Origin of the sequence: Thioclava sp. NG1, from assembly GCF_003122275.1 — a bacterium.
In the GTDB taxonomy this organism is placed as follows: Bacteria; Pseudomonadota; Alphaproteobacteria; order Rhodobacterales; family Rhodobacteraceae; genus Thioclava; species Thioclava nitratireducens.
In genome coordinates this window covers 83,710-108,049 of the sequence record NZ_QFBB01000010.1, presented here as the reverse complement: position 1 = coordinate 108,049, position 24,340 = coordinate 83,710, and the positions used below count along the sequence as shown (strand labels likewise).

The following is a 24,340-nucleotide window of genomic DNA, read 5'->3' as shown; positions in this document are numbered from 1 at the left end:
GGGTTTAGCTCAAGCCATCGCCGCTGTCGCGGGCGAAAACGTAGAACATCAGCCCGATCACCAGCGGTGCAAGGAAGAACGCGAACAGCAGCCCATAGGCCACGGCGGGCGTGTGCCCCACCGACACCGCATCGAAAACGGGCCGCGAGGCGAATTGCATCCCAGCCACGCCCATGATCGAGAACATGTTGTGCAGCGTCACCCCCCGCCCCGTCAGATGCGGCGGATAGAAGGTGCGGCCATGCGCCATGATCACCGGGAAGGACGCGCCGAAGAAGCCGATCGCGGCCAGTAGAACCGTCGCCAGCCACAGCGACTGTCCCGGCAACACGAAGAGCATCGCCAAGGCCACGGCCAGCACCGCATTGCCGTAAAGCGCGACGCGCTTGTGGCTGCCGAAAATCTTGTCCGCCGGCCCGTAGGCGAAATTGCCCGCGATCATCGCGAGGCCCATCACCAGCGTCACCCGGCCGATCAGATTCGCATCCGCTCCGAAGACATCAGCCAGATAGGAGCCCGCCCAGACGCCACGAATCCCGGCAGCGGCGGTGTAATTCGCGACCGTCAGCGGCAGCAGCACCCAGAAGCCCGGCAGGCGCAGCACGTCGAGCGCGGTGCCGCGACGGCCTGCCGGCTGCTCCACCCGCTCGGGATCGCGCGCGAGCCACAGGATCAACGCCGCCACCAGCAGCGTCAGCGCCGAGAGCGCCCAAAGCGTCGGACGCCAGCCGAAAGCCTCGATGGAGGCCGCCAGCGGGGCCGCGCCCGCGAGATTGCCAAGGCTGCCAGCCCCGATCATCGAGGCCGCGAGCGTGCCGAACAGCGCCGGCTTGAAACTGCGTGCGAAGATGAAATAGCTGCCCACCAGCACAGGCGCGCAGCCCGCCCCGATCAGGATCATCGCGAGGTGGATGCCCATCGGCCCCTGCGCCATAGCGAAGACGGCGGCGCCCCCACCCCCGCCAAGCGCCATCAGCACGCCCACGGTGCGGCGCGGCCCGATCCGGTCCAGCGCCTCGCCGATGGGAATCTGGATCAGCGCGAAGGCCCCGTACCAAAGCCCCAGAGACACGGCGAGATCGCCCGGCGTCACGCCGATCTCCTTGCCCAGAACGGGCGTCAGAACGGCCAAGCAGGTGCGGTAGAACTGGCTCAGAAGATAGGCGCCCACAAGCGAGGCGATCGAGATATACATGCGGGGGCTCCTTCGCGCGCACGCTCGCCCAAGGCGCGGGCAATGGCAAGAGCACATGCCCCTGTGCATTCGCGCCCCCGCCCCCTTGTCTTGGCCCGGGCACAGGCTCAGGATAAACGCCGCACGACGTGACGAGCCCGAGAGATGCCAGAATGGAACTGACCCGCCTGATGATGCGCCTCTATTTCGACAAGGCGATGCTGGGCCCCGGCAAGGTCCGGCTGCTCGAAGAGATCGCCGAACACGGCTCGATCTCGGCGGCGGGCCGCGCGATGAAGATGAGCTACAAACGCGCTTGGTCGCTCGTCGAAGAGATGAACGCCGGATTCAAGGAACCGCTGGTGGATCGCTCGCGCGGCGGCGCGAAGGGCGGTGGTGCCTCGCTCACCCCCGAGGGCGAAGCGGTCCTCGCAGCCTACCGCCGGTTGGAACAGAAAGCCCGCGACGCTGGCGCCGAGGAGATCGCGCTGATCGGCGCAATGGTCGCTGATTGAGGCCGCGGCGGGCCTTGCGCCGGATCAATGCGGATGGGTCCTCAGTCCGCGCATCCTGCTGAGAGCTGCCGGAAACGGCCCAGTCACGGACCAGAACCATGAGCGATTTTTCGGCGAAGACCGCCGCGCGCGTTACCGCCCTTGGTCTCGCAGCCGCGCTCGCGGCCTGTATGCCGGGCGGTGTCTCGGACGCCCAGACGCTTGCCGCCAAGGTGGAGACCCGGCGCGCCTATGACCTCGCGACGGTGGACGGCAAGGCACCCACCCGCGCGATCCGCTTCTATATCGGGGAGAATTCGCGCTTCGCCGTCTGCGGTCATTGTCTTTGCGTGACCGGGGTGATGTTCGCCCCCTACCCCGCGCTTGGCATCCGGCCGACCTCGGCCTCGCCCACGTTCGCCTGCGAGCAGGAGACGCCGGAATTCAAGGCCGATGCGGGCCTCGCGCAGCTGTTCTTCGACATGAAGCAGGCGCAGGTTGATGGTTCGGCCGTTACTTTCACCGGCAGCGGCGACCATGTGATGGTGTTCAGGCGCGGTGGCGAGGACCTCACTCCACCCTGACGATCCCAGACAGCAAAAAGCGCGGGAGTTTCCCCCCGCGCCCGTCATTTTTCAACGATGGCAGATGCCTCAGGCGTCGACCGTCTCGACCTGCTTGGCCTCGGACTTGGTCGGGCCCGCAATCTCGATCCGGCGCGGTTTCAGCGCCTCGGGCACTTCACGGACAAGATCGAGGTGGAGCATCCCATCCTCATGGGTGGCTCCGGTGACCTTGACATGATCGGCCAGCGCGAAGCGGCGCTCGAAGGCACGGGTCGCGATGCCACGATGCAGATAGGTGCGACCGGAATCGTCCTCGGCCTTGCGACCGGTCACGATCAGCGCGCCCTCTCTGAGTTCGACACTCAGCTCATCCGAACCGAAGCCCGCGACGGCGATCGAGATGCGATAGGCATTCTCGTCGGTCTTCTCGATATTGTAGGGCGGATAGGTCGGCTGCGCGAGATCGCTGGTCAGCGCACGGTCCATCAGATCAGCCACGCGGTCGAAGCCCACGGTGGCGCGGTAAAGGGGCGAAAGATCAAAGCTTCGCATATCATCATCCTCTCTTGAGCGATGGTTATGAAACCCGCCCCTTGCGGGGCCGGGCAGTTAGGCGCCGGAACCCTCATCAGGCATTCCGGCACTCATAAATTTGGGAAATCTCTCGCGACGTTTCAAGAGGGGCGCCGCTTCGGGCCAAGCCCTTAGGGACGCAGGAATTTCGCGCCGGTTGTGCGCCCGCCAGACAGTATACGCGGCTGGCCCTGCCCGGGCTCCGTGCGACGGATCTGCGGCGCGGCGGAGACGCTGGGGGAGGCGGCGCGGATCACGCCGCGCCCGCTGCGCAGCGCGGATTTCAACTGCGCGACGATCGCGGGCAATTCCATCCCATAGGCGCGCGAGACGCCATTCCTGCGCGAGCCCGAGGAAACCAGCGACACGATCTGCGCCCGCCCGCCAGCAGCAAGCCCCGAGCGGTCGAAGACCGGCGCACCCGAGGAGCCGTGATCGACATCGCAATCGAAGCCGATCAGCCCCTTGGCCCGCCCGAACACGCGGCAGGCCTTTTGCCACGACAGCGCATCGGCCCGGCCCTGCGCATAAGACACCACCGACACTTCCGCCCCTGCGGCGGGCACGTCGCCGACGCGAAAAGGCGCGGCGATCGACGTCGGGATCGGCGCGGAGAGCTGTAAAAGCGCGACGTCGTGGCGCACGGTGTCGATCGAGAGCGGCACGAACGGGTTATAGTCCGGATCGGCGACCATCGCGACGACCGGGCGCGCGGCCACCTCCGCCCCGTCGGTTTGCGCGGCTGCAAAACCCAGCGTCGCGGGATCGCGCGGCCCCTGCGCGCGTCGGTCGAAGATGCAATGGCCAGCGGTCAGCACCAGATCGGGTGCGATCAGCACGCCGGTGCAATAGCCCTCGGCCCCGATGGTGACCTTGCCCACCGCCTCCCAGCCGAAGAGATCCGCGCGTTGCGACAGGCGGTCGAGCGCGGAGTTGCGCGCCTCCTGCGCCTCGCCCATGCCGCCAAGCAGTGCCAGAGCGATCACGCCGAAGATGACCCGCTTCACGCCCATCGCGCTCAGTTCGCCTTGATGAACTTGGCCCCGCCCGCGCGAATTTCGCGGGTAGTGGCGACGTTGTCGCGGCTCTCGATGGCCTGCCGCAGATCGGCGACCCCATTGGCCAGCGCCCCGATCGAGACCGGGCGCGTGCCCATCTCGGCCTTGGCTGAGACCACCGAGACGATCTCGGGGCGGCCGTTGGCGAAGCTGAAGACCGGCGAGCCCGAGGCCCCGAAATCGGCCGAGCAACTCATCACGACCGTCGCGCCTGCGCGCTCCAGCACCGAGCAGTTTCGTTGCAGCGACGGTGCCTCCGAGCGGCCCTGCGCATAGGAGAGCACGCCGACTTCCTCGCCACGATAAGGCGCGCTGCGCGACACTTCGAAGGGCTGAAGCTGTGGCAGGCGGATCGGCTGGGCGAGCTTGATCAGCGCCAGATCGAATTCCGAACGCTTCACGCCGACCGGCCCGCCATAGTGATAGGAGGGATGCAGCACCGCGCGCGACACCTTGCGATAGGCTTCGGCGCGGCCGTTGCGCCAACCCGCGAGGAACTCGATCTCCCGCGCGTCTATCAGTGCACCGCTGCGCTTGTCATAGAGGCAATGCCCCGCCGTCAGCACCAGATCAGGCGCGATCAGCGTGCCGGTGCAAAAGCTGCCATGACCCAGATCGAGCCGCCCGACCGCCTGCCAGCCGCGCGTATCGTCGCCGGTTTCCAGCGCGCGCAAGGACGTCGCATGGGTGATCGTCTCGGCCCGCGCAAGCACAGGAACGGCGGTCAGACAGGCAAGAGCGAGAGCAAGAAGGCGCATCGGGGCTCCGAAGATTGCGGGGCGTTTCGTCCTGCTTAGCGCCCCGATGCGGCCAGATTGTGGCGTGGATCACGCTTGCGCAAGCGCGGGTGGCTTCGGCCCGCCCGTGGCCCAATCCAAAAGTTCGACAGTGTGGACAACGGGCACCTCCGTGCCGCCGCCGATCTGCACCATGCAACCGATATTGCCCGCCGCGATCACCTCCGGCTGCTTCGCCTCGAGCGTCGCCACCTTGCGCTTCTTAAGCTCGTCGGAAATCTCCGGCTGCAGCAGGTTGTAGGTGCCCGCCGAGCCGCAGCACAGATGGCTATCGGCAGGCTCGACCACCTCGAAGCCGGCGCGTTTCAGAAGATCCTTCGGCGCGGATTTGATCTGCTGACCGTGCTGGAGCGAACAGGCCGCGTGATAGGCGACTCGCATCCCGCCCTTGCCCTCGGGGAGACCGATCTTCACGAGGAATTCCGAGATGTCGCAGGCGAGCCCAGCCACCTTCGCCGCATCCTCGGCGATCGGATCGTTGCGGAAGATATGCCCGTAATCCTTCACGGTCGTGCCGCAGCCCGACGTATTGATGATCACCGCATCCAGATCGCCCTCGCTCAGATAGGCACGGATATTGTGCGCGGCCTGCGCATGGCTCTCTTTCTCGCGGCCCATGTGATGCGACAGCGCCCCACAGCAGCCAAGGTTCTTCGGTATCACCACCTCGCAGCCCAACCGCCGCAGCAGCCGGATCGTCGCGTCGTTGATATCGGTGTTGAGCGCCCGCTGCGCGCAGCCGATCTGCAGCGCCACGCGGTATTTCTTCTCGCCCATAGGCGCGAAAACCTGAGCGTCATCGTTGCGGCTGACCGGCGGGATGGTCTTGGGCGCCATGCCCACCATCGCGCGCAGCCGCTTGTCCGGCAGCAGCCCCGCGAAGGGCTTCGCCAGCTTCGCGCCGCCCATCGCAAGACGGAAGCGGCCCGGATAGGGCACGATCTTCGCCAGCGTCCAACGCAGCAGCCGGTCCATCATCGGGCGCTTGTAGGTCTTCTCCACATGGGCGCGCGCATGGTCGATCAGATGCATGTAATGCACGCCCGAGGGGCAAGTCGTCATGCAGGCCAGGCAGCTCAGGCAACGATCGAGATGCTTGACCGTCTTCTCATCCGCGGGCCGGTCATTCTCCAGCATGTCCTTGATCAGGTAGATGCGCCCGCGCGGACTGTCCAACTCGTCGCCCAACACCTGATAGGAGGGGCAGGTCGCAGTGCAGAACCCGCAATGGACGCAGGCGCGCAGGATCTCGTTGGAGCGCGCGACGCCGGGATCTTTCAGCTGTTCGGGCGAAAAATTCGTCTGCATCAGCCCATCCTTCCGGGGTTCAGAATACCTTTGGGGTCGAATTGCGCCCGCAGCGCGGTGGTGAGCGTTGCGATCGGCGCGGGTTCGGGCTCGAAGGTCACGCCCGCCGCGCCGCGCATGCAGGTCGCATGGCCGGTATAGGGCGCGGCCAGCGCACGGACATCGCTGCCTTCCGGCAGAAGCGCCCAGATCAGCCCGCCGCCCCAGTCGAGCAGCACCTCGCCGCCGAGCCTTGCCACGATGTCAGACGCCTCCGAAGGCTTCACCGAGAGCCGCCACAGATCGCCGTCCTTGCCGATAAACGGCTCCAGATCGCGCAGGCTTTGCCAGATCGCGGCCGAGCCCTCTTCCTCGACCCGAACCGGGCCGAACGGCTCCATCAGTCTGCGCAACTGTTCCGCCCGGTAGGCGACGGATTCGGCGAGACCTTCGACCCGGACCACCGCGCCGGTGCCGGGCAACCAGCCCGCACCGGACACGTCGAAGGGCGAACCAAGCGCCGCCGCCAGCGCAACTTGCGCGGCCCCTGCCGGAAGGTCGATCACCACCGTCGCCTGAGACGGCGCGGCGGGCAGCAGCTTGAAAGCCACCTCGCTCATCACGCCGAGCGTGCCCCAGCCTCCCGCCATCAGCTTCACCAGATCGTAGCCGGTGACGTTCTTCATCACCCGGCCACCGTTTTTCACGATCTGCCCGCGCCCGTCGACGAAACGCGTGCCGATCAGACTGTCGCGACAGGCCCCGGCCTGCACCCGGCGCGGCCCCGAGACGTTCGCCGCCACGACACCGCCTACGGTGCTCTGACCGCGCACGCCCAGGACCGGGCCCCAATTCGCTGGTTCGAAGGGCAGACGTTGACCCTCGGCGGCAATCGCGGCCTCCACCTCGGCGAGGGGCGTTCCGGCGCCGACGACCAGCGTCAGCGCGCCCGGCTCATAGAGCGTGATGCCCGAAATCCCGACTTCCAGCGGCTCGCCCAGACAACGTCCAACCGGCCGCGTGCCGCCTCCACGCACCGCCAGCGCGCCACCCGCATCCCGGACGGCCTCGGCCAGCTGCGCCTCGCTTTCAACTCTCATGAAATCTGCCTTCCTCTTGGCAAAAATATCCCGGGGGCTCGCGTCAGCGAGCGGGGCAGCGCCCCTCTCCTTTTTCAGCTCGCACGGCGGCTCGCGCTCGCACCGAGCGGGAACACCTTCGCCGGGTTCAAAAGCCATTTCGGGTCGAACACGTCCTTCACCCGCATCTGCGCTTCCAGGTCGGCGGGTTCGAACTGCACATCCATCAGGTCGCGCTTCTCGATGCCCACGCCATGCTCGCCGGTCAGGCAGCCGCCCGCCTCGACGCAGAGCTTGAGGATCTCCGCGCCCAGCTTTTCGCATTGCTCCTGCTGGCCCGGCTCGTTGGCGTTATACAGGATCAGCGGGTGCATATTGCCGTCGCCCGCGTGGAAGACGTTTGCGACGTCGAGCCCGAAATCCTTCGACAACTCGCCGATCCGGCGCAGCACGAAGGGCAGCTCCGAGACCGGGATCGTCCCGTCGAGGCACATGTAATCGTTAATCTGCCCCATCGCGCCGAAGGCCGACTTCCGGCCCAGCCAGATCCGCGCGGCCTCGTCGGCCGATTGCGCCTCGCGGAACTCGACCGGCTCGTGACGGGTCGCGATCTGGCGGATCATGCCGATCTGCTCGTCGATCTCGGCTTCCGAGCCCTCGCATTCGACGATCAGCAGCGCCTCGCAATCGGGATAGCCCGCATGGCAGAAGGCCTCGGTCGCGCGGATGCAGGGGCGGTCCATGAACTCGATCGCGACGGGCAGGATGCCCGCCTTGATGATATCGGCGACGCAGGCGCCCGCGACCTCGTTCGAGTTGAATCCGATCAGCACGGGGCGTGCGCCTTCGGGTTTCGGCAGGATCTTGAGCGTGGCTTCGGTCACGACGCCCAATTGCCCCTCCGAGCCGCAGATCAGCCCCAGCAGATCGAGCCCGCCCGCATCCAGATACGGTCCGCCGATCTCGACCACCTCGCCCTCCATCGTGACCAGCGTCACGCCGAGGAGGTTATTCGTCGTCACCCCGTATTTCAGGCAATGCGCACCGCCGGAATTCATCGCGATATTGCCCGAGATCGCGCAGGCGAGCTGCGAAGACGGATCGGGCGCGTAGAACCAGCCATCGCTTTCCACCGCCCCGGTCACCGAGAGGTTCGTCCGTCCCGCCTCGACCCGGATGAAGCGGTTGGTGTAATCGGTCTCCAGCACGGCATTCATCCGCGCGAGCCCCAGCACCACCGAATCCGCCTGCGGCATCGACCCGCCCGCAAGCGAGGTGCCCGCGCCGCGCGGCACCACCGGCACGCCCAGTTCGTGACAGGCCTTCAGCGCCGCCGCGACCTCCGCCGTCGAGCGCGGCAGCACCACGCCCAGCGGCTGGCAGCGATAGGCCGAAAGCGCATCGCATTCATAGGCGCGCGTCTCGCTGGGGTCGTCGATCACCGCATCCGCGGGCAGCACCTCGCGCAGGCGGGCGATGATCTGCGGCTTGCGCGCCAGCAGATCCTCCTTCGGCTTGGGCATTTCCATGGCAAACTCCTCCCGGTTGGTCAGAAAATATAACCAATAAGCCCCGGTGACAAGGGAAGCCGCATCGCGCTAACTGTCGATATGACGACGATGTTTCATATCGGCCCGCTCGGGCCTCTCGATCTCGCGGCGCTTGCGCTTCTCGTCACCTGCTGGCTCGTGATCGGCTGGACGACCGAACATCCGAGCACCGCCCGCCCTTCGATGGGCAAGCTGATGGAAAATTACCGTCGCGAATGGATGCGCCAGCTGGTGACGCGCCAGCCGCGGATCTTCGATTCGGCCATGGTGGACGGGCTGCGGCAATCGACGACCTTCTTCGCCTCTTCTTCGCTGATCGCCATCGGCGCCGGGCTGGCGCTGATCGCGAACCCGCAGCCCCTGACGAATCTCGCCGATGATTTCGACATCGCGCGCGGCCCGGACCTGCTGTGGGAGGCGCGCATCCTGACGGCCGTGCTCTTCGGTGCGAATGCGTTTCTGAAATTCGTCTGGTCGCACCGGCTGTTCTCCTATGCCGCGATCGCAATGGCGGCGGTGCCCAACGAGCCCGAGGACCCGCTGGCCTATCCGCGCGCCGAACAGGCGGCGCAGGTGAACATCAACGCGGCGAAGAGCTTCAATCGCGGGCTGCGTTCCGTCTATTTCGCGCTGGCGACGCTGGCATGGCTGCTCGGGCCCTATGCGCTCATTGCGGCGACGCTGTTCACCACGGCGATGCTCTGGCGGCGTGAATTCGCCTCGGACTCGCGCCAGGCGCTGCTGGAGAACATCCCCGACTAGGCGCGGCGCGCTCGCCTCTGGCAGCCTCCGCATGATTTGGCTAAACCCGACGCCATGAGCAGTTTCCTTTCCGTCGAGCAATCCCTGACAGGCCGCCGCTGGATCGGCCCCACACCCGAGGCCGACCGGCTGGCCGAGGCGATGGCGCAGCAGACGCACTTGCCCCTGCCCCTCGCCCGCATCCTCGTCGCGCGCGGTGTGACGCCGGAGGAGAGCGAGGGCTTCCTCGAACCCACGATCCGCGAACTTCTCCCCGACCCCCGATCCTTGCGCGACATGGAGCAGGCGGCGGCGCGGTTCCTGAAAGCGGTGAAGTCGGGTGAGAAGATCGCCGTTTTCGCGGATTACGACGTCGATGGCGGCGCCTCGGCGGCGCTGCTGATCAACTGGCTGCGCGCGATGGGGCGCGAGGCGACGCTCTATATTCCCGACCGGATCGACGAGGGCTACGGGCCGAACGTGCCCGCGATGGAAAGCCTCGGGGCCGAGCACCCGCTGATCGTTTGCGTCGATTGCGGCACGCTGAGCCACGAGCCCGTGGCCGCCGCGAAGCCCGCCGATGTCGTCATCCTCGATCACCACCTTGGCGGCGAGACCCTGCCCCCCGCGCTGGCCGTGGTGAACCCGAACCGACAGGACGAGACCGGCGAGCTGGGTCATCTCTGCGCGGCTTCAGTCGTCTTCCTGATGTTGGTGGAGGCGAACCGGCAGCTGCGCGACGAAGGTGTGCAGGGTCCGCCCTTGATGACGCTTCTCGATCTGGTGGCACTTGCGACGGTGGCCGATGTCGCGCCGCTTACAGGCTGCAACCGGGCGCTGGTGCGGCAGGGGCTCAAGATCATGGCGCGGCGCGAGCGGCCCGGCCTCGTGGCGCTGTCGGACGTGGCGCGGCTCGACCGTGCGCCCGCCGCCTATCACTTGGGCTTCGTGCTGGGACCGAGGATCAATGCAGGCGGGCGGATCGGCGCGGCCGATCTGGGCGCGCGTCTGCTGTCGACAACCGACCCGCACGAGGCGCAATCCATCGCGGAACGGCTCGATCAGCTCAACACCGAGCGCCGAGAGGTCGAGAACGCCGTGCGGGAGGCGGCACTGACGCAGGCCGAGGAACGCGGGCTAAACGCGCCGCTGGTCTGGGCGGCGGGCGCTGGCTGGCACCCGGGCGTCGTCGGCATCGTGGCCGCGCGGCTGAAAGAGGCGACGAACCGCCCCTCGGTCGTGATCGGGGTGGAGAACGGGATCGGCAAGGGCTCGGCCCGCTCGGTCGCGGGCGTAGATATAGGAGCCGCGATCCAGCGCGTCGCCGCCGAGGGGCTGCTGCTGAAAGGCGGCGGGCACAAGATGGCGGCGGGCCTCACGGTGGAGGAAAACAAGCTGGAGCCTGCGATGGCGCGCCTGTCGGAGCTTCTGGCCAAACAGGGTGCGGGAGAGATCGGCCCGCGCGACCTGCGTCTCGACGGGATGCTGATGCCGGGCGCGGCGACCGCGCAACTGATTGAAGACCTCGACCGCGCCGGCCCCTTCGGCCAAGGCGCTCCTGCCCCGCGTTTCGCCTTTGCGGATATGGAAGTCGTGGGCGCGCGCCGGATCGGCGAGAGCCATCTGCGCTTCATGTTCGGCGACGGTATGGGCGCGCGGATCGAGACAGTCTGCTTCGGCGCGTTCGACTGCCCGCTCGGCCCCGCGCTGAGCCAGCCGGGCGCGAAGCGTTTCCACCTCGCCGGACGGTTGGAGATCAACACATGGGGCGGGCGCAACAAGGTGCAGCTGCGGCTCGAGGACGCGTCCGAAGCGTAAGCGACGCCCCACGATTGCACACAGAAAAGGGCTGTAATTCCAAGGCTTCGAGGCTGCCGTAACGGAGGGACAAAAACTTTCCAAAAATCCGCAAATACCCTCTTGCGAGTCACGGTTCTCTGGCCTAAACACCGCTCCACCTTAGGCAGGTATGCCCGGAAGGTTCAGAGTGGTCCGTTCGTCTATCGGTTAGGACGCCAGGTTTTCAACCTGGAAAGAGGGGTTCGATTCCCCTACGGACTGCCACTTCTGAGCCCTGACTGAGCGTTGTGCGGTCCGTTCGTCTATCGGTTAGGACGCCAGGTTTTCAACCTGGAAAGAGGGGTTCGATTCCCCTACGGACTGCCACTACTCCCCCCATTTCAAAGCGATTTCACCACGCGCGCCGCTTGGTCGCGTGTGTTTTCATTCGTGGTACAGCGCGGCTCTGCGCGCGCCGATCCCTCATCAAAAAAAGCGGCCCTTCCGGGGCCGCTTTCTCGTTTCCCTGTCAGGGGCCTGAGGCCTCACGCGCCGTAGGGCACCCAGATGTTCTTCACCTGCGTCGCGCGGTCGAGGAACAGGCGCCCCTGCCCCGCACGGGTTCCCCAGTCGCGTGCGTCGTCGGCTTCGACCCAGGTCTGTTTGAGGTTCCCGGCGCTTTGCGCCTCGACCATCCGGCAGCCCTCGGCATTGCCGAAATACCACATCGCATCGACGCCATCATGGGCGGCCAGCGTCTTCGCCAGCTCGTCGCGCGGGCCGGTGACGATGTTGACCACGCCCCCCGGCACGTCGGAGGTGTCGAGCACCTGATAGAGGTCGGTCGCGGCCAGCGGGTGTGTCTGGCTCGGGACCAGCACGACCCGGTTGCCCATCGCGATCGCAGGCAGCACCAGCGAAATCGCCCCCAGAAGCGGCTGCGCGGTCGGGGCCACAAGTCCCATCACCCCGATCGGCTCATTCATCGCGAGGGTCACGAATTCGGACTTCGTCGCGTGCACCGCGCCGTCGAACTTGTCGGCTTGGGCGGCATACCAGAAGCAACGTCCCACCGCCGTCTCGACCTCGGCCTCGGCGGCTTTGCGCGAGGCGCCGAAGCTTTCCAGACGGGCGGCGAATTCCGCGCCGCGCGCCGAGAGGTTCTCGCCGATGTAATAGAGCACCTGCGCCCGGTTATGGCCCGTGGCCTTGCCCCAGCCCTTCGCCTTATGCGCCGCCTCGACCGCGTTGCGGATGTCCTTGCGGTTGCCGAGCCCTGCGAGCCCCACGACCGCCTTGCCACCCTTCACCTGATAGCTGTAGCCGCTATCGGGCCGCGCCTGCTTGCCGCCGACATAGAGCTTCGCGGTGCGGTCGATCTCGCCACCCTTGATCGTGTCGGCGGGGCCGGTCTCCAGCTCGGCGGGCTTCGTGCCCTTTCCCTTGCCGGTAGCTGCTGCCGGATTGCGTAGGTAAGCGCGCATGCCTTCGCGCCCGCCCTCGCGCCCGAAGCCGCTCTCGCGATAGCCGCCGAAGCCCGCGCCTGCGTCGAAAATGTTGGTCGAGTTGATCCAGACGATCCCGGCCTTCACCTGCCCCGCGATGTCGAGGCACAGGTTCACGTTCTCCGACCAGATGCTGGCCGCGAGCCCATAGCGCGTATTGTTGGCGAGCGCCACGGCGTCAGACGGCGTGCGGAAAGTGGTGAGCGTGACCACGGGGCCGAAGATTTCCTCGGTGGCGAGAACGCTCGCAGGCTCCACATCCGTCACCAGCGTCGGCGGGAAGAAGCAGCCCTGCGGGGCAGAGCCTTGGGTCAGCGTCGCCCCCTCGCTTGCGCCCTTCTCTACCAGATCGCGGATACGCGCGAGCTGCGAGGGGTGCACGATCGCGCCGATATCGGTGCTCTTGTCCATCGGATCGCCGGTGCGCAGCGTCTTCATCCGGGCGCGCAGCAGCGTCTCGAACCGTTCGGCCACCGCCTCGGCCACGAGGATGCGCGAGCCAGCGCAGCAGACCTGACCCTGGTTGAACCAGATTGCGTCCACCACGCCCTCGACGGCGGCGTCCAGATCGGCATCTTCGAAGACGATGAAAGGGGATTTGCCGCCCAGCTCCAGCGTCAGCGCCTTGCCCGAACCAGCCGTGCGCTCGCGCAGGATGCGGCCCACATCGGTCGAGCCGGTGAAGGCCAGCTTGTCGATCCCCTCATGGCCGACGATCGCAGCCCCAGTTTCGCCGTCGCCGGTGACGATGTTGATCACCCCCTTCGGGATGCCGCATTCCTGCGCGATCTCGGCGAAGGCCAGCGCGGTGAGCGGCGTGTATTCGGCGGGCTTCAGCACGACCGTATTGCCAGCCGCCAGTGCCGGTGCGACCTTCCACGCCAGCATCAGAAGCGGGAAGTTCCACGGGATGATCTGGCCGCAGACGCCCTGCGCCGTATGGCCCGGCAGCTCGTCCTCGATGATCTCCGCCCAGCCCGCATGGTGATAGAAATGGCGCGCGACCAGCGGGATGTCGATGTCGCGGCTCTCGCGGATCGGCTTGCCGCTGTCGAGTGTCTCGAGCACGGCGAGCAGGCGCGAATGCTGCTGGATGTGACGGGCGAGCGCGTAGAGGTGCTTCGCGCGCTGATGGCCCGACAGCTTCGCCCAACCGCTTTGCGCCCTGCGCGCGGCTGAGACGGCTGCATCCACGTCCGACGCCGAACCCTGCGTGACGCGCGCCAGCACCGTGTCGCTTGCCGGATCGCGGACTTCGAACAGATCGCCCGGCTTGGTCATCGCGCCGTCGATGAAATGGCCGAAGCCGCCCTCATGCTTGGCGAGCCACTTGCGCGCCTGGCTGTCGTCTTCGGGGGCCACGCCGTACTCCATGGTTTCGAGGATGCTCTGAATGCTCATTTTTGTCTCTCCTCAGGCCAGCGCGTGACGGCTGCTATCGGCGTAACGGCCAGTGACGTAGTGCTCCAGCTGGCGCTCGATATCACCCAGCATCGAGCTTGCGCCGAAGCGGAACAGGTCGGGGTTGAGCCAGTCGCGGCCCAGCTCTTCTTTCATCAGGATCTGCCAGGCCAGCGCCTCTTTCGCCTGCTTCATCCCGCCTGCGGGTTTGAAGCCGATGCGGTGGCCGGTCGCCATCCCGTAATCGCGTAGCGCACGCAGCATGGTCAGGCTGACAGGCAGCGTCGCGTTGACGCTTTCCTTGCCGGTGGAGGTCTTGATGAAATCGGCGCCTGCCTGCATCGCCACCATCGAGGCGGAATAGACGTTGTTCAGCGTCTCCAGCTCGCCGGTGGCCAGGATCGCCTTCATATGGGCGTCACCGCAGGCCTCGCGCATCGCCGCAATCTCGTCATGCAGGCCCTGCCAGTTCCGGGTCAGCGCCAGTTCGCGGTTGATCACGATGTCAATCTCGGCCGCGCCCTGCGCCACCGCCCAGCGGATTTCCTCGAGCCGCAGATGCAGCGGCATCAGACCCGTCGGGAAGCCCGTCGCGACCGAGGCCACGGGAATCCCCGTGCCCTCCAGTGCCTTGAACGCATGCGGCACCATCGTCGGGTAGACGCAGACCGCGCCCACAGTCAGCTCGCCCGGGCTGAGTCCGAGACCCGCTTCGATATGCGAGGCCAAGGGCTTGCGCGCCTTCGCACAGAGCCGCTTCACCCGGCCTTCGGTATCGTCGCCCGCAAGCGTCGTCAGGTCGATGCAACGCACCGCGTTGACCAGCCATGCCGCCTGATGCGCCTTCTTCACGCTGCGCCGGGCAGTGAGCGTCGCACAGCGGCGTTCGGCGGCGGCGCGGTTCACCCGGTGCCCCTCGAACATCCCCACATCGAGCGCCATGCCGGGGTTGCGCACATGCTCCCCCGCCGCGTTGGCGGTGGGCACCAAAGCCCCTTCCGCCTGCGTCTCGGTTTTCATTTCGGTCTTCATTGCGTGTCTCCTAAATCGGGACTCGTCACAGCCTCGCCATCACGTCCGGGGACATCTCCGGGGCGCGCGATCGGGACAAGATCAGCATACTTCAGCCGAGCCCATGCTCGGAAAGAAAGTCGTCGAATTCGGCGGGCGTCGCGTAGCTGGTTTGCGTACCGCGACGGGTGATCGAGAGGGCTGCATATCGCGCGGCCCGGGTCAGCGCCGCGGTGGGCTCCATCCCTTGTCCGAGGAAATGCGCGAAACTGCCGATGAAGGCGTCGCCTGCGCCGGTCGTGTCCACGGGGGTCACGGAGACGGGCGTGATCTCTTCGACGATGTCCGCCGTGATCCGACGCGCACCGCGACCGCCGAGCGTCACGACGACGTTGTGGATGCCGCGCTCGATCAGGCTGCGCGCGGCGGCGATCACTTCATCCTCGGTGCCTGTCGGCAGCCCCGAGAGCATTGCCAGCTCGCTCTCGTTCGGACAGAACCAGTCGAGCCCGTCGAGCCGCTCGATATCCAGATCGGGATGCGCGGGCGCCGGATTGAGGATCGTCGTCACGCCTTCGCGCCCCCCGAAGGCCACGGTGTGATAGACGGTCTCCAGATCGACCTCGAGCTGCATCAGGATCGCGGAGGCGGCGCGCAGCGTCTCGGATGCCGCATCGACGTCAGCCGGGGCGAGCGCCGCGTTGGCACCTTTCACGATGAGGATCGCGTTCTCGCCATCGCGCTCGACGAAGATCGGCGCCACTCCCGAGGCTGCCCCTTCCACCGTCCGCACATGGGTCGTGTCGATCCCGTTCGCTTCCAAATTGGCACGGACCTGCGGGCCGAAGCCGTCATCGCCAACGCAAGTGACCATCGCCACCTCCGAGCCCAGCCGCGCGGCGGCCACCGCCTGGTTCGCGCCCTTGCCCCCGAAGCCCATCACGAAATCGGGGGCCTCCAAGGTTTCGCCGCGACCCGGCATCCGGTCGATATAGGTCACCAAATCCATCATGTTCGAGCCGACGACGGCAATCTTCTCAGGCATTCTCTTTCTCCGTCAGTTCGAAAATTCTCGCGGCTCCGCCCGATAATGTTACGATCGCAACATAACTCGGACCTTCTCGCGCGACGCAGCGAGTGTCAACTACAACGTGAAGCTCATCCCGGCGAGAAGCCCAGCCTCGGTCACAACGCCCGAAATCTCGTCGAGCGTCGCAAAAACCACCGGCTTGCGCTGGCCGATCTTGCTGGCGTCCACCACCACAAAACACTGTTTCGAAGCCTCGATCGCCGCGCGTTTCAACGGGACTTCGTACTCGTGCGAACAGCTGAGCGCACCGTCAGAACCGACGCCACCAGCCGAGAGGAACGCCACGTCGATTCCGAGTGGCGCCAATCTCTCCTGCGGATTTCCGGCATGACAGGAGCGTGTGCTCGACTTGATCTCCCCGCCGAGAAACTCGACCGGGACACTGCTGCGCCCCTGAAGGATCTCCGCCGTGGTCAGACAATGGGTGATGATTCGCCGCGCTTTGCCCTGCGCCAGGAGCCGCGCGAGATGGGGCAACGTGGTGCCGGTATCGAGGAACACGACCGCGTCTTCGGGCACCAGGTCGAGCGCATGGCCCGCCGCCGCGCGCTTGGCGTCGATGGCGCGGTTCATCTGCGCGTCGAAGTCGTAATGCTCGGTCGTGCGGGTGGTGACGATATAGCCACCCCGGCAGGCAAACCCCGCCTCGGACTGGGCCGCGTCGCGTCGCAGCGTCATCTCTGTCACGCCCATCTGCTCGGACAAATCCCGCAAACGCAGGGCGGGCGAGACATCTAGCAAGGCGGTTATCTGGTCGATCCGCTCTTGCTGGCGGCTGGGTCTGGTCACGATTTGGCTTTCAAGATCAGGATTTCGAAACGCGTTCCATAATCTGCAGAGTGTCCGTATCCGGCCCCACGAAAGCAAGACCTGCGTTCCAGACCGCGCTGCGCCGCTGCGTCACGCCTCGTCAGCCAGTCGCGTCACCCGACCGCATTGGCCATGCTCTCGCGCACCGATCGGGCGGTTGATTGCAGCGTCAGGAAGGCGTCGAACCGCGCCGCGTGCAGACGTTCTATCACACCGCCTGCGGGCACGAACCGGGTCGCAACCTGCGACATCTCCCCCATCGCGGCTTGCAGGTCATCGAACCCGTTCGCCGCGACCGCGCCAAGCATCGCGGCGCCCAGCAGCACCGGTTCTTCGCAGCGCGTGACCACAACATCGCGCCCCGTTGCATCGGCGATGATCTGACGGGTGACGGGATGCGCACCCGCGCCGCCCGAGATCGAAATCTCCGAGATCGGCGCGCCGTGTTCGGCCTGCACCTCGATGATCTGGCGCAGGCCATAGGCCAGCCCGCAGACCCCCGCGACATAGAGCGCCACGAGCGAGTCCAGCCCGGTCTCCATCCCCTGCCCCACGATAACCGCCCGTGCGTCCGGATCGGCGAAGGGCGCACGGTTGCCAAGGAATTCCGGCACCACATGCAGCGCCTCGGCAAGCGTCGCGACCTCCGAGGGTGACCCCACCTTCTCGAGCGCGAGATCAGCGAGGAATTCGGGCACGGATTTGCCCGCGGCCTGCGCCCGGTCTCGTGCCTCCTGGGCGGCCGGATGCAGTTGCACCAGTTGCGCAATCGCAGCGCCCGCGCCGGATTGGCCGCCCTCATTGAGCCACATCCCCGGGATCATCGCCGAGAAATACGGCCCCCAGACGCCGGGCACGAAGGCAGGCTCGCGCGTCGAGGTCATGGTGCAGGAGGACGTGCCGAACACATAGCCCAGACATTGCGCCGGATCGCCCGACCCGCCCTGCGCCGCGACTGTGCCAATCCCACCGGCATGGGCGTCGATCAGCCCGGCGGCGACCGGCGTTCCGGGCGTCAGGCCCATCTGCGCGGCGGCTTCCTCGGTCAGCCCCGCCCCAAGCGGCGTGCCCGGGTCGACAATCTGCGCGCCGATCCGTTCGAAGCCGCCCTCTGCCAGATCGCCAAGGCCGATCGCATGGAAATACTCCGGGTCCCAGCGGTTCTCATGGGCGAGATAAGTCCATTTGCAGGTGACCGTGCAGGCGGAGCGCTCCAGCGCGCCGCTCGCCTTCCATGTCAGGAAATCTGCGAGATCGAAGAAATGAAGCGCCTGCGCATAGATCTCGGGGCGCTCCTCGCGCAGCCACATCAGCTTCGGCGTCTGCATCTCCGGCGAAATACGGCCGCCCACATAGCGCAGCACCGCGTGATCGCCCGCATTGATCCGCGCCGCCTGATCGCGAGCTCGGTGATCCATCCAGACGATGACATCGCGCTCGGGCGCATCAGGATCGCCCACGGGCAACCCGCCCTCCGGGCCGATCACGGCGAGCGAACAGGTCGCGTCGAATCCGATCCCCGCGACATCGCGCGGGTCCGCCCCCGACGCGGCGAGGGCTCCCGTCACGGCATCGCAGACCGCCTGCCAGATCTGGGCGCTCGATTGTTCGACATGGCCATGATCGTCCTGCCACATCTCCAACGGATGCTTGCCGACACCGAGAAGCGTGCCCTCCGGGTCGAAAATCCCGGCACGCGCCGAACCGGTTCCAACATCGACACCGACGAAAAGCTTGCTCACGTTGATCCTCCCCAGACGCGCATTTTGCCCAATCCTTAACGGTATCGGGCGGGGACTGCCAACCCGAGCCGGGGCAGACGATTCTCGCAGCACAGAGCTGTCACGCCGCCGAACCCCCGATATCGAGGCCGAAAGGCGTTCCGCTGCGAATAAAAACGCGGTCGCGCGGTTCAGCGTCGCGATGGACCGCGCGTCCACCCCGCCACGAGGAAAGGGACGCATATCTCACGATCGATCACGTATTTGGAACATTGTCCCCACGCGCAATAGAACCAGCGAACCGCCAAAGCTTGCCATCACAAAAATCCTGAACAATTTGGGACAAAATCCCTAACCAGCGAGGTTACCCATGACCCGTCTCGCACGAATTTCCGCAGCCGTCGCCACCGGCGCTGCCCTGTTCGCCGCCAGCGCCGCGATGGCCAGCGATCTCGGCCCGCTCGTCACCCCGAGCGAGCTGAACGCCGAGATCGACACGCTCGATCCGGTGCTGCTCGACATCCGCACCGGCAGCTATGAGAAAGGCCATATCGACGGCGCCGTCTATGCGCCCTATTCGCTCTTCCGGGGCCCGGACAACAACCCCGGCCAGGTGCCGCCGATCGCGAAGCTGCAGGCGTCCTTCGAGCAGATCGGCCTCGAGCCCGATCGTCCGATCGTGATTATCGCACAGGGCGACACGGACACCGATTTCGGCGCCGCCGCGCGCGTCTACTGGACGCTGAAGAGTACCGGCTTCACCGAGCTTTCGATCCTGAATGGCGGCACGACCGCCTGGGCCAATGCCGGGTTGCCGATGTCGGACGTTACCGAGAACCTGATGCCGACCGATCTCGATCTGACGTGGAATGACCGCTGGACGGCGGAAACCCCGGCCGTGAGCGATGTCGTCAATGGCAAGGGCAAGGCGGTGCTCGTCGATGCGCGCCCGCCGGCCTTCTTCGAAGGCAAGAAAGCGCACTCCGCCGCCGCGCGTCCCGGCACCCTGCCCGGCGCCGAAAACCTGCCCTATACCAAGTTCTTCCGCTCCGGCGCGACGGTGATCGACGCGAAAGCCGATGCGGCCGCACTGAAGGAGAAGCTGGGCATCAAGGACGGCGAAGAGGTCGTGTCCTTCTGCAATACCGGGCACTGGGCGGCGACCGACTGGTTCGCCATGTCCGAGCTGGCGGGCATCGACAACGTCAAGCTCTATCCCGGTTCGATGGTGGAATATTCCCAGACCGACGGTAAGATGGCGAACACGCCCGGCCTGTTGCAGAACCTGCTGAACCAACTCACCGGAGGCTAAGAGTGTCCACGGCCATTCTTGAGAAACAGGCAGCGTCGGGCGGGATCGCCCGGCGCAGTGCTTTGATCCTCGCCGCTCTCGTGGCCATCGGCGCGCTCGCGCTGTTCGGCGGCGCGCGCTACGGCTTCATGCTGGCGATCGGCCTCGGCTTCGGCATCGCGCTGGAAGGGCTGCGCTTCGGCTTCGCGGGCCCTTGGCGGGCGATGATCGTGCGCCGCGAACCGGCGGGCATCCTCGCGCAGCTTCTGGCGATCGGTCTCGTCTCCATCGTCGCGATCCCCGCGATCACCAGCCATCCGGGTGAGCTGACCGGCGCGCAGGCCCCGATCGGCTTCGCGATGGTCGGCGGCGCGTTTGTCTTCGGCGCGGCGATGCAGGTTGTGATGGGTTGCGGCTCGGGCACGTTGGTCAATGCGGGCTCTGGCAACCCGATCGGGCTGCTCGCGCTCCCGTTCTTCGCGATCGGCAGCTTCTTCGGCGCTTACGGCCTGATCTGGTGGACCAATCTCGGAGCGCTGCCGATCCTGACCCTGCGCGGCACGAGCGGGCTCGCGGTGACGCTGATCCTGCTGGCTCTGGTGGCCGCCACGGTCTTCTTCCTCGGCAAGCGCGGCTCGCGGAGCCTGCCGCGGCGCTATGTCATCGCAGCGCTCGTCCTCGCAGCGCTCGCCATCGCGAACCTGCTGGTCGCCGGGCAGCCTTGGGGCGTCGTCTACGGGCTGGGTCTCTGGGTCGCGAAAGGCGTGAACGGGATGGGCTTCGATCTGACGCAATCGGCCTTCTATGCAGCCCCCGGCTCGATCACCCGCGTGAATGAGAGCCTGCTGACGGATTACACCTCGCTCACCGATATCGGCCTGATCGCCGGCGCATTCGGTGTGGCGGCATGGCGTCAGGGCGGCTTGTCGCAGAAACTGCCGAGCTATCCGGCGCGCGCCTGGGTCGCGACCGTCGTGGCGGGTTTCCTGCTTGGCTATTCCTCGCGTCTGGCCTTCGGGTGCAACGTCGGCGCCTTCTTCTCGGGCATCTCGACAGGCAGCCTGCACGGCTGGGTCTGGTTCGCGGCCGCCTTCGCGGGCGCCTATCTCGGCATCTGGCTGCGGCCTCGCCTTGGACTGGAGGCGCGCGCATGACCCGGAAAGCGACAGCCTTCACCGCGATGGCGGCACTGCTCCTACTGATCTGCGCGGATCTATTGGGCGCACCGCTCAATCCCTACCAAGCCCCTCCGGCCTTCGCCTTCGGATCCGGTCAGGTCGCAAGCGGCGGGTTCTGCGGAGCGCTGCCGAACTGATCTCCCAAATCCTTGCGATCTGGAACACCGGCCCGCTTCCCTCGGGCCGGTGTTTTCCTGCCCGACCTTGGAACCCCGTGCGCGGCCAGCTAGAGATCACCTGACGCGCCATCCGCGCGAAGGGAGCCCCACTATGACCAGACATCCGATGTTCGGCATCTTGCTCGCGCTGTTCGGCGCGCTGGCGATTTCGCCCGACACGCTGCTGATGCGCTGGTCGGAGATGAGCGGCGTGCAGATGGTGATGTGGCGCGGCCTGCTGATGGGCGGCGCGATGTGGCTAATCTCGATCGTCGTGCGCAGGCGTCACCTGAAACACGACCTGAAGGCGCTTGCCAGCGGCGCAGGCTTGGCGCTGGTCGCATGCCATTTCTCGAACATGACGCTGTTCGCGGTGGGGATCGCCGCCGCGCCTGTGTCTATCGTGCTGTTCAGCGTCTCGACGGTGCCGGTATTCGCGGCGCTGCTGTCGCGGCTGATCCTGCGCGAGACGACGCATTGGTCGACATGGCTCGCCATCGCGGCCGTGCTCAGCGGGATCGGGCTTGCGGTCTTCGGCCCCGCCCCGCCGAGCGTTGGCGGCAATCCGATCCTGGGCGCGCTTGCCGGTCTCGGCGTGGCGTTGAGCCTGTCGACGACCTTCGTCACTATCCGGCGCAATCCACATCTGCCGATCCTGCTCGCCGTGGGCTCCGGGGCCGGGCTGGCCGGGCTCGCGGCGCTGGTCTGGACGGGGGGCGCTGCCGCGACCGGCGGTCAGGTCTGGGCGATCGCGCTGGCAGGCGGCGTCGTGCTGCCGGTCTCCTTCATGTCGCTGTCGTTCGCCTCGCGCTACACCTCGGCCTCGAATGTGAGCCTGCTGATGCTTCTCGAGACGATCCTCGGACCGATCTGGGTCTGGTGGGGCACTGGCGAGGCCCCGAGCCACGCAATGCTGATCGGCGGGGCGATCGTGATCGGGAGCCTTGCGCTCTATCTCTGGCACGCGGGCCATCGTCGGCAAAGCGTCCTCCGGCGCAGCCAGTCAGCCGCGCCGGAGCATCTGTGAACCGCTTACTTCCGGGCTGCCGGCTTGGCAGCCGGTTTCGCGGGCTTCGCGGATTTGGCGGCTTTTTCCGCATCCGACGGCATCTCGATATTGATCTCGAGGCTCGAGATATCGTCGTTGCGCTCCATCCGGATATCGACGCCGTCCTCCTCGATCTCCATGTACTTGCGGATCACGGCGAGGATGTCGCGTTGCAGATCGGGCAGATAGTCGGCCTGCGCCGACCCGCTGCCGCGTTCATGCGCGAGAAGGATCTGCAAACGGTCCTTGGCCGTCTGCGCCGATTTCGCGCGGCGGGGTTTGAGCGAGAAACCGAACAGGCTCATGCGGACCGCCCGAAGAGCCGTCCGATGAAGCCCGGACGCTTCTCGCCCGGAATGCGCATCGGAATGTCCTCGCCGAGAAGCCGGCCGACAGCGTCGTCATAGGCGGCAGAGGCGCTCGACGGCTCGTCGAGCACGACCGGCATGCCGGTGTTCGACGCGCGCAGGACGGCGGTGCTTTCGGGCACGATGCCCAGCAGCGGGACGGCCAGAAGCTCCAGCACGTCTTCGACCGTCATCATCTCGCCCTTGTCAATGCGCGACTGATCGTGACGGGTCAGCAGCACCTGCGCTTTGACCGGCTCGCCGTCGGTTTCGGCACGACGGGTCTTCGACGACAGAAGGCCAAGCACCCGGTCACTGTCGCGCACCGAGGAGACTTCGGGGTTGGTCACGACGACCGCCTCATCGGCGAAGAACATCGCCAGCTGCGCACCACGCTCGATCCCGGCGGGGCTGTCGCAGATGATGTAGTCGAATTCCTGCCGCAGCTCGTCGAGCACCTTCTCGACGCCCTCTTGCGTCAGCGCATCCTTGTCGCGGGTCTGCGAGGTCGGCAGGATCGAGAGCGTCTCGACCCGCTTGTCCTTGATCAGCGCCTGCTTCAGACGGGCATCGCCCTGAATGACGTTGATGAAGTCGAACACGACACGGCGCTCGCAGCCCATGATCATGTCGAGGTTGCGCAGGCCCACGTCGAAATCGATCACGACGGTCTTGTGGCCGCGCTTGGCGAGACCGGCAGAGATTGCGGCGGCCGAGGTAGTCTTGCCCACGCCCCCCTTGCCCGAGGTGATCACGATCACCTTGCCGAGCGGCTTATCATCCTTGAGTTGCGTCATTCGAACGCCTCCACACAAAGTTTGTCATCGTCGAGGTAAACCTGCACGGACTTGTGACGAAGCTCCGCGGGAATGGTTTCGCTCGTTTTGTAAAGGCCCGCGATCGCGAGCAGTTCGGCGTCGAGCTGGCGGCAGAAGATGCGCGCGCTCTCGTCGCCATGTGCGCCTGCCATCGCCCGTCCCCGCAGCGCGCCGTAGACATGGATATTGCCCGCCGCGACCAGTTCCGCGCCCGAGGCGACGGAGCCGACCACCGTCAGATCGCCATGTTCGGCCACGATCATCTGGCCCGACCGCACCGGCGAGCGCACGATCTTGTTACGCGCGACCGGCGGCGCCGTCCGCTTCGCCGCGGGCTGCGGCTTTTGCGGCTTCGGCTCGGGCATCGCGGTCTCGCGGCCCACTTTGATCGGGATAATTCCGTAACCTTTCACGGCGCTTAGCTGCGCGTCGGTGGCGTTTTGCGCCCCGAAGATCTGCAGATCGCGCGCGAAGAGGTTGTCGATCATGTCGCGCACGTCGGCCGGTTTCGAAAACTCCGGCACCTGCGCGAAATCGAGCACCATCGGCGCACCGGCCAACAGATGCGGCGTTTTCGCAAGCTGTGCGTCGAGCGCGGCGTAGAACGCACCATCGGGCGCGTCGGTCTCGAGCCGAAGCGCGATAGCGGTGAGGAAAAGACCGCGGAACTGAAAAGGCTGAACCGAGACCGGCGCAGGCTTCTGCCCGGTCTGAGATAGGGAATCGGACACGAGGGTAACTCGCTTCTGCTCAGGTGTGGGGATGCAGGGTGCACCCGCCTTGTTTTTCTTTGTTGTGTCGGATCGCGCACTGCAAATGCCAGCACAAAATCGCGATGGCCTCTCTACTCGGCTAAATCCTGCC

Annotated in this window: 23 protein-coding genes and 2 tRNA genes; 10 read left to right on the top strand and 15 right to left on the bottom strand. The window is 66.3% G+C overall.

The features are described 5' to 3' along the window. Nucleotides 1-4: 4 nt before the first annotated feature. A complete protein-coding gene (locus DEM26_RS16770) occupies nucleotides 5-1,195 on the bottom strand; it encodes an MFS transporter (protein ID WP_109172884.1) in 1,191 nt (396 codons plus the stop codon). Between the two features lie 152 nt (nucleotides 1,196-1,347). Here DEM26_RS16770 and DEM26_RS16765 point away from each other — a divergent pair, with 152 nt between their 5' ends. Together DEM26_RS16765 and DEM26_RS16760 are read left to right on the top strand one after the other, a co-directional pair. Then, nucleotides 1,348-1,689: a winged helix-turn-helix domain-containing protein gene (locus DEM26_RS16765; protein WP_233243161.1), complete on the top strand. Its 342-nt coding sequence runs from the start codon at nucleotides 1,348-1,350 to the stop codon at nucleotides 1,687-1,689. Nucleotides 1,690-1,787: 98 nt separating this feature from the next. After that, a complete protein-coding gene (locus tag DEM26_RS16760) occupies nucleotides 1,788-2,252 on the top strand; it encodes a hypothetical protein (protein WP_109172883.1) in 465 nt (154 codons plus the stop codon). Nucleotides 2,253-2,321: 69 nt separating this feature from the next. Here the strand turns inward: DEM26_RS16760 and DEM26_RS16755 are convergent, their stop codons facing one another. The 6 genes from DEM26_RS16755 to DEM26_RS16730 form a co-directional block, all read right to left on the bottom strand. Further along, the gene (locus DEM26_RS16755; RefSeq protein WP_075775721.1) at nucleotides 2,322-2,786 is read right to left on the bottom strand and encodes an Hsp20 family protein; all 465 of its coding nucleotides are present in this window, start codon (nucleotides 2,784-2,786) and stop codon (nucleotides 2,322-2,324) included. 152 nt (nucleotides 2,787-2,938) lie between these two features. Further along, nucleotides 2,939-3,820, bottom strand: coding sequence for a trypsin-like serine peptidase (locus DEM26_RS16750; RefSeq protein ID WP_075775722.1), 882 nt, complete (start codon nucleotides 3,818-3,820; stop codon nucleotides 2,939-2,941). A 5-nt stretch (nucleotides 3,821-3,825) separates the two neighbouring features. Next, entirely contained in the window at nucleotides 3,826-4,623 is a 798-nt protein-coding gene (locus DEM26_RS16745) for a trypsin-like serine peptidase (protein ID WP_109172882.1), read from the bottom strand. 69 nt (nucleotides 4,624-4,692) lie between these two features. Continuing rightward, entirely contained in the window at nucleotides 4,693-5,970 is a 1,278-nt protein-coding gene (gene glcF, locus DEM26_RS16740; RefSeq protein ID WP_088720135.1) for a glycolate oxidase subunit GlcF, read from the bottom strand. Next, nucleotides 5,970-7,049 (bottom strand): FAD-binding protein, encoded by a 1,080-nt coding sequence (locus tag DEM26_RS16735; protein WP_109172881.1) that lies wholly within the window; start codon nucleotides 7,047-7,049, stop codon nucleotides 5,970-5,972. The genes glcF and DEM26_RS16735 overlap by 1 nt, the downstream gene beginning before the upstream one ends. Nucleotides 7,050-7,123: 74 nt before the next feature. Further along, the gene (locus tag DEM26_RS16730; RefSeq protein ID WP_075775726.1) at nucleotides 7,124-8,557 is read right to left on the bottom strand and encodes an FAD-linked oxidase C-terminal domain-containing protein; all 1,434 of its coding nucleotides are present in this window, start codon (nucleotides 8,555-8,557) and stop codon (nucleotides 7,124-7,126) included. 81 nt (nucleotides 8,558-8,638) lie between these two features. Here DEM26_RS16730 and DEM26_RS16725 point away from each other — a divergent pair, with 81 nt between their 5' ends. The 4 genes from DEM26_RS16725 to DEM26_RS16710 all read left to right on the top strand — a co-directional run bounded on the left by DEM26_RS16725 (nucleotide 8,639) and on the right by DEM26_RS16710 (nucleotide 11,485). Next, nucleotides 8,639-9,340: a DUF599 domain-containing protein gene (locus DEM26_RS16725; protein ID WP_088720133.1), complete on the top strand. Its 702-nt coding sequence runs from the start codon at nucleotides 8,639-8,641 to the stop codon at nucleotides 9,338-9,340. Between the two features lie 54 nt (nucleotides 9,341-9,394). Beyond that, nucleotides 9,395-11,137: a single-stranded-DNA-specific exonuclease RecJ gene (gene recJ, locus DEM26_RS16720; RefSeq protein WP_109172880.1), complete on the top strand. Its 1,743-nt coding sequence runs from the start codon at nucleotides 9,395-9,397 to the stop codon at nucleotides 11,135-11,137. A gap of 171 nt (nucleotides 11,138-11,308) precedes the next feature. After that, a tRNA-Glu gene (locus tag DEM26_RS16715) sits at nucleotides 11,309-11,383 on the top strand. A 27-nt stretch (nucleotides 11,384-11,410) separates the two neighbouring features. Continuing rightward, nucleotides 11,411-11,485: transfer RNA gene (locus DEM26_RS16710), tRNA-Glu, on the top strand. A 158-nt stretch (nucleotides 11,486-11,643) separates the two neighbouring features. On the opposite strand, the gene DEM26_RS16705 is transcribed toward DEM26_RS16710, so the two are convergent. The 5 genes from DEM26_RS16705 to DEM26_RS16685 form a co-directional block, all read right to left on the bottom strand. Then, nucleotides 11,644-14,004 (bottom strand): aldehyde dehydrogenase family protein, encoded by a 2,361-nt coding sequence (locus tag DEM26_RS16705; RefSeq protein WP_199224688.1) that lies wholly within the window; start codon nucleotides 14,002-14,004, stop codon nucleotides 11,644-11,646. A gap of 12 nt (nucleotides 14,005-14,016) precedes the next feature. Then, the gene (gene deoC / locus DEM26_RS16700) at nucleotides 14,017-15,024 is read right to left on the bottom strand and encodes a deoxyribose-phosphate aldolase (RefSeq protein WP_199224692.1); all 1,008 of its coding nucleotides are present in this window, start codon (nucleotides 15,022-15,024) and stop codon (nucleotides 14,017-14,019) included. 103 nt (nucleotides 15,025-15,127) lie between these two features. After that, entirely contained in the window at nucleotides 15,128-16,060 is a 933-nt protein-coding gene (gene rbsK, locus DEM26_RS16695; protein ID WP_109172879.1) for a ribokinase, read from the bottom strand. Nucleotides 16,061-16,159: 99 nt separating this feature from the next. After that, nucleotides 16,160-16,894, bottom strand: coding sequence for a DeoR/GlpR family DNA-binding transcription regulator (locus DEM26_RS16690; protein WP_158275145.1), 735 nt, complete (start codon nucleotides 16,892-16,894; stop codon nucleotides 16,160-16,162). A gap of 134 nt (nucleotides 16,895-17,028) precedes the next feature. After that, nucleotides 17,029-18,657, bottom strand: coding sequence for an FGGY-family carbohydrate kinase (locus DEM26_RS16685; protein ID WP_109172877.1), 1,629 nt, complete (start codon nucleotides 18,655-18,657; stop codon nucleotides 17,029-17,031). Nucleotides 18,658-19,006: 349 nt separating this feature from the next. Here DEM26_RS16685 and DEM26_RS16680 point away from each other — a divergent pair, with 349 nt between their 5' ends. The 4 genes from DEM26_RS16680 to DEM26_RS16670 all read left to right on the top strand — a co-directional run bounded on the left by DEM26_RS16680 (nucleotide 19,007) and on the right by DEM26_RS16670 (nucleotide 22,290). Next, nucleotides 19,007-19,948 (top strand): sulfurtransferase, encoded by a 942-nt coding sequence (locus tag DEM26_RS16680; RefSeq protein WP_088720128.1) that lies wholly within the window; start codon nucleotides 19,007-19,009, stop codon nucleotides 19,946-19,948. Nucleotides 19,949-19,962: 14 nt separating this feature from the next. Beyond that, entirely contained in the window at nucleotides 19,963-21,081 is a 1,119-nt protein-coding gene (locus DEM26_RS16675) for a YeeE/YedE family protein (protein WP_075776991.1), read from the top strand. After that, nucleotides 21,078-21,242, top strand: a complete 165-nt coding sequence (locus DEM26_RS20430; RefSeq protein ID WP_157771600.1) for a hypothetical protein — start codon at nucleotides 21,078-21,080, stop codon at nucleotides 21,240-21,242. Before DEM26_RS16675 ends, DEM26_RS20430 begins: the two co-directional genes overlap by 4 nt. Nucleotides 21,243-21,375: 133 nt before the next feature. After that, nucleotides 21,376-22,290 carry a DMT family transporter gene (locus DEM26_RS16670; RefSeq protein WP_109172876.1) on the top strand — a complete coding sequence of 305 codons (915 nt, stop codon included), beginning with the start codon at nucleotides 21,376-21,378 and terminating at the stop codon, nucleotides 22,288-22,290. Between the two features lie 5 nt (nucleotides 22,291-22,295). Here the strand turns inward: DEM26_RS16670 and minE are convergent, their stop codons facing one another. Genes minE through minC form a run of 3 tightly spaced genes read right to left on the bottom strand, consistent with a single transcriptional unit; the run spans nucleotide 22,296 to nucleotide 24,207 of the window. Beyond that, entirely contained in the window at nucleotides 22,296-22,616 is a 321-nt protein-coding gene (minE, locus tag DEM26_RS16665) for a cell division topological specificity factor MinE (RefSeq protein WP_075776902.1), read from the bottom strand. Then, nucleotides 22,613-23,455, bottom strand: coding sequence for a septum site-determining protein MinD (gene minD, locus DEM26_RS16660; protein ID WP_075776903.1), 843 nt, complete (start codon nucleotides 23,453-23,455; stop codon nucleotides 22,613-22,615). Before minD ends, minE begins: the two co-directional genes overlap by 4 nt. Then, nucleotides 23,452-24,207 carry a septum site-determining protein MinC gene (minC, locus tag DEM26_RS16655; protein ID WP_075776904.1) on the bottom strand — a complete coding sequence of 252 codons (756 nt, stop codon included), beginning with the start codon at nucleotides 24,205-24,207 and terminating at the stop codon, nucleotides 23,452-23,454. Before minC ends, minD begins: the two co-directional genes overlap by 4 nt. Nucleotides 24,208-24,340: the final 133 nt, after the last annotated feature.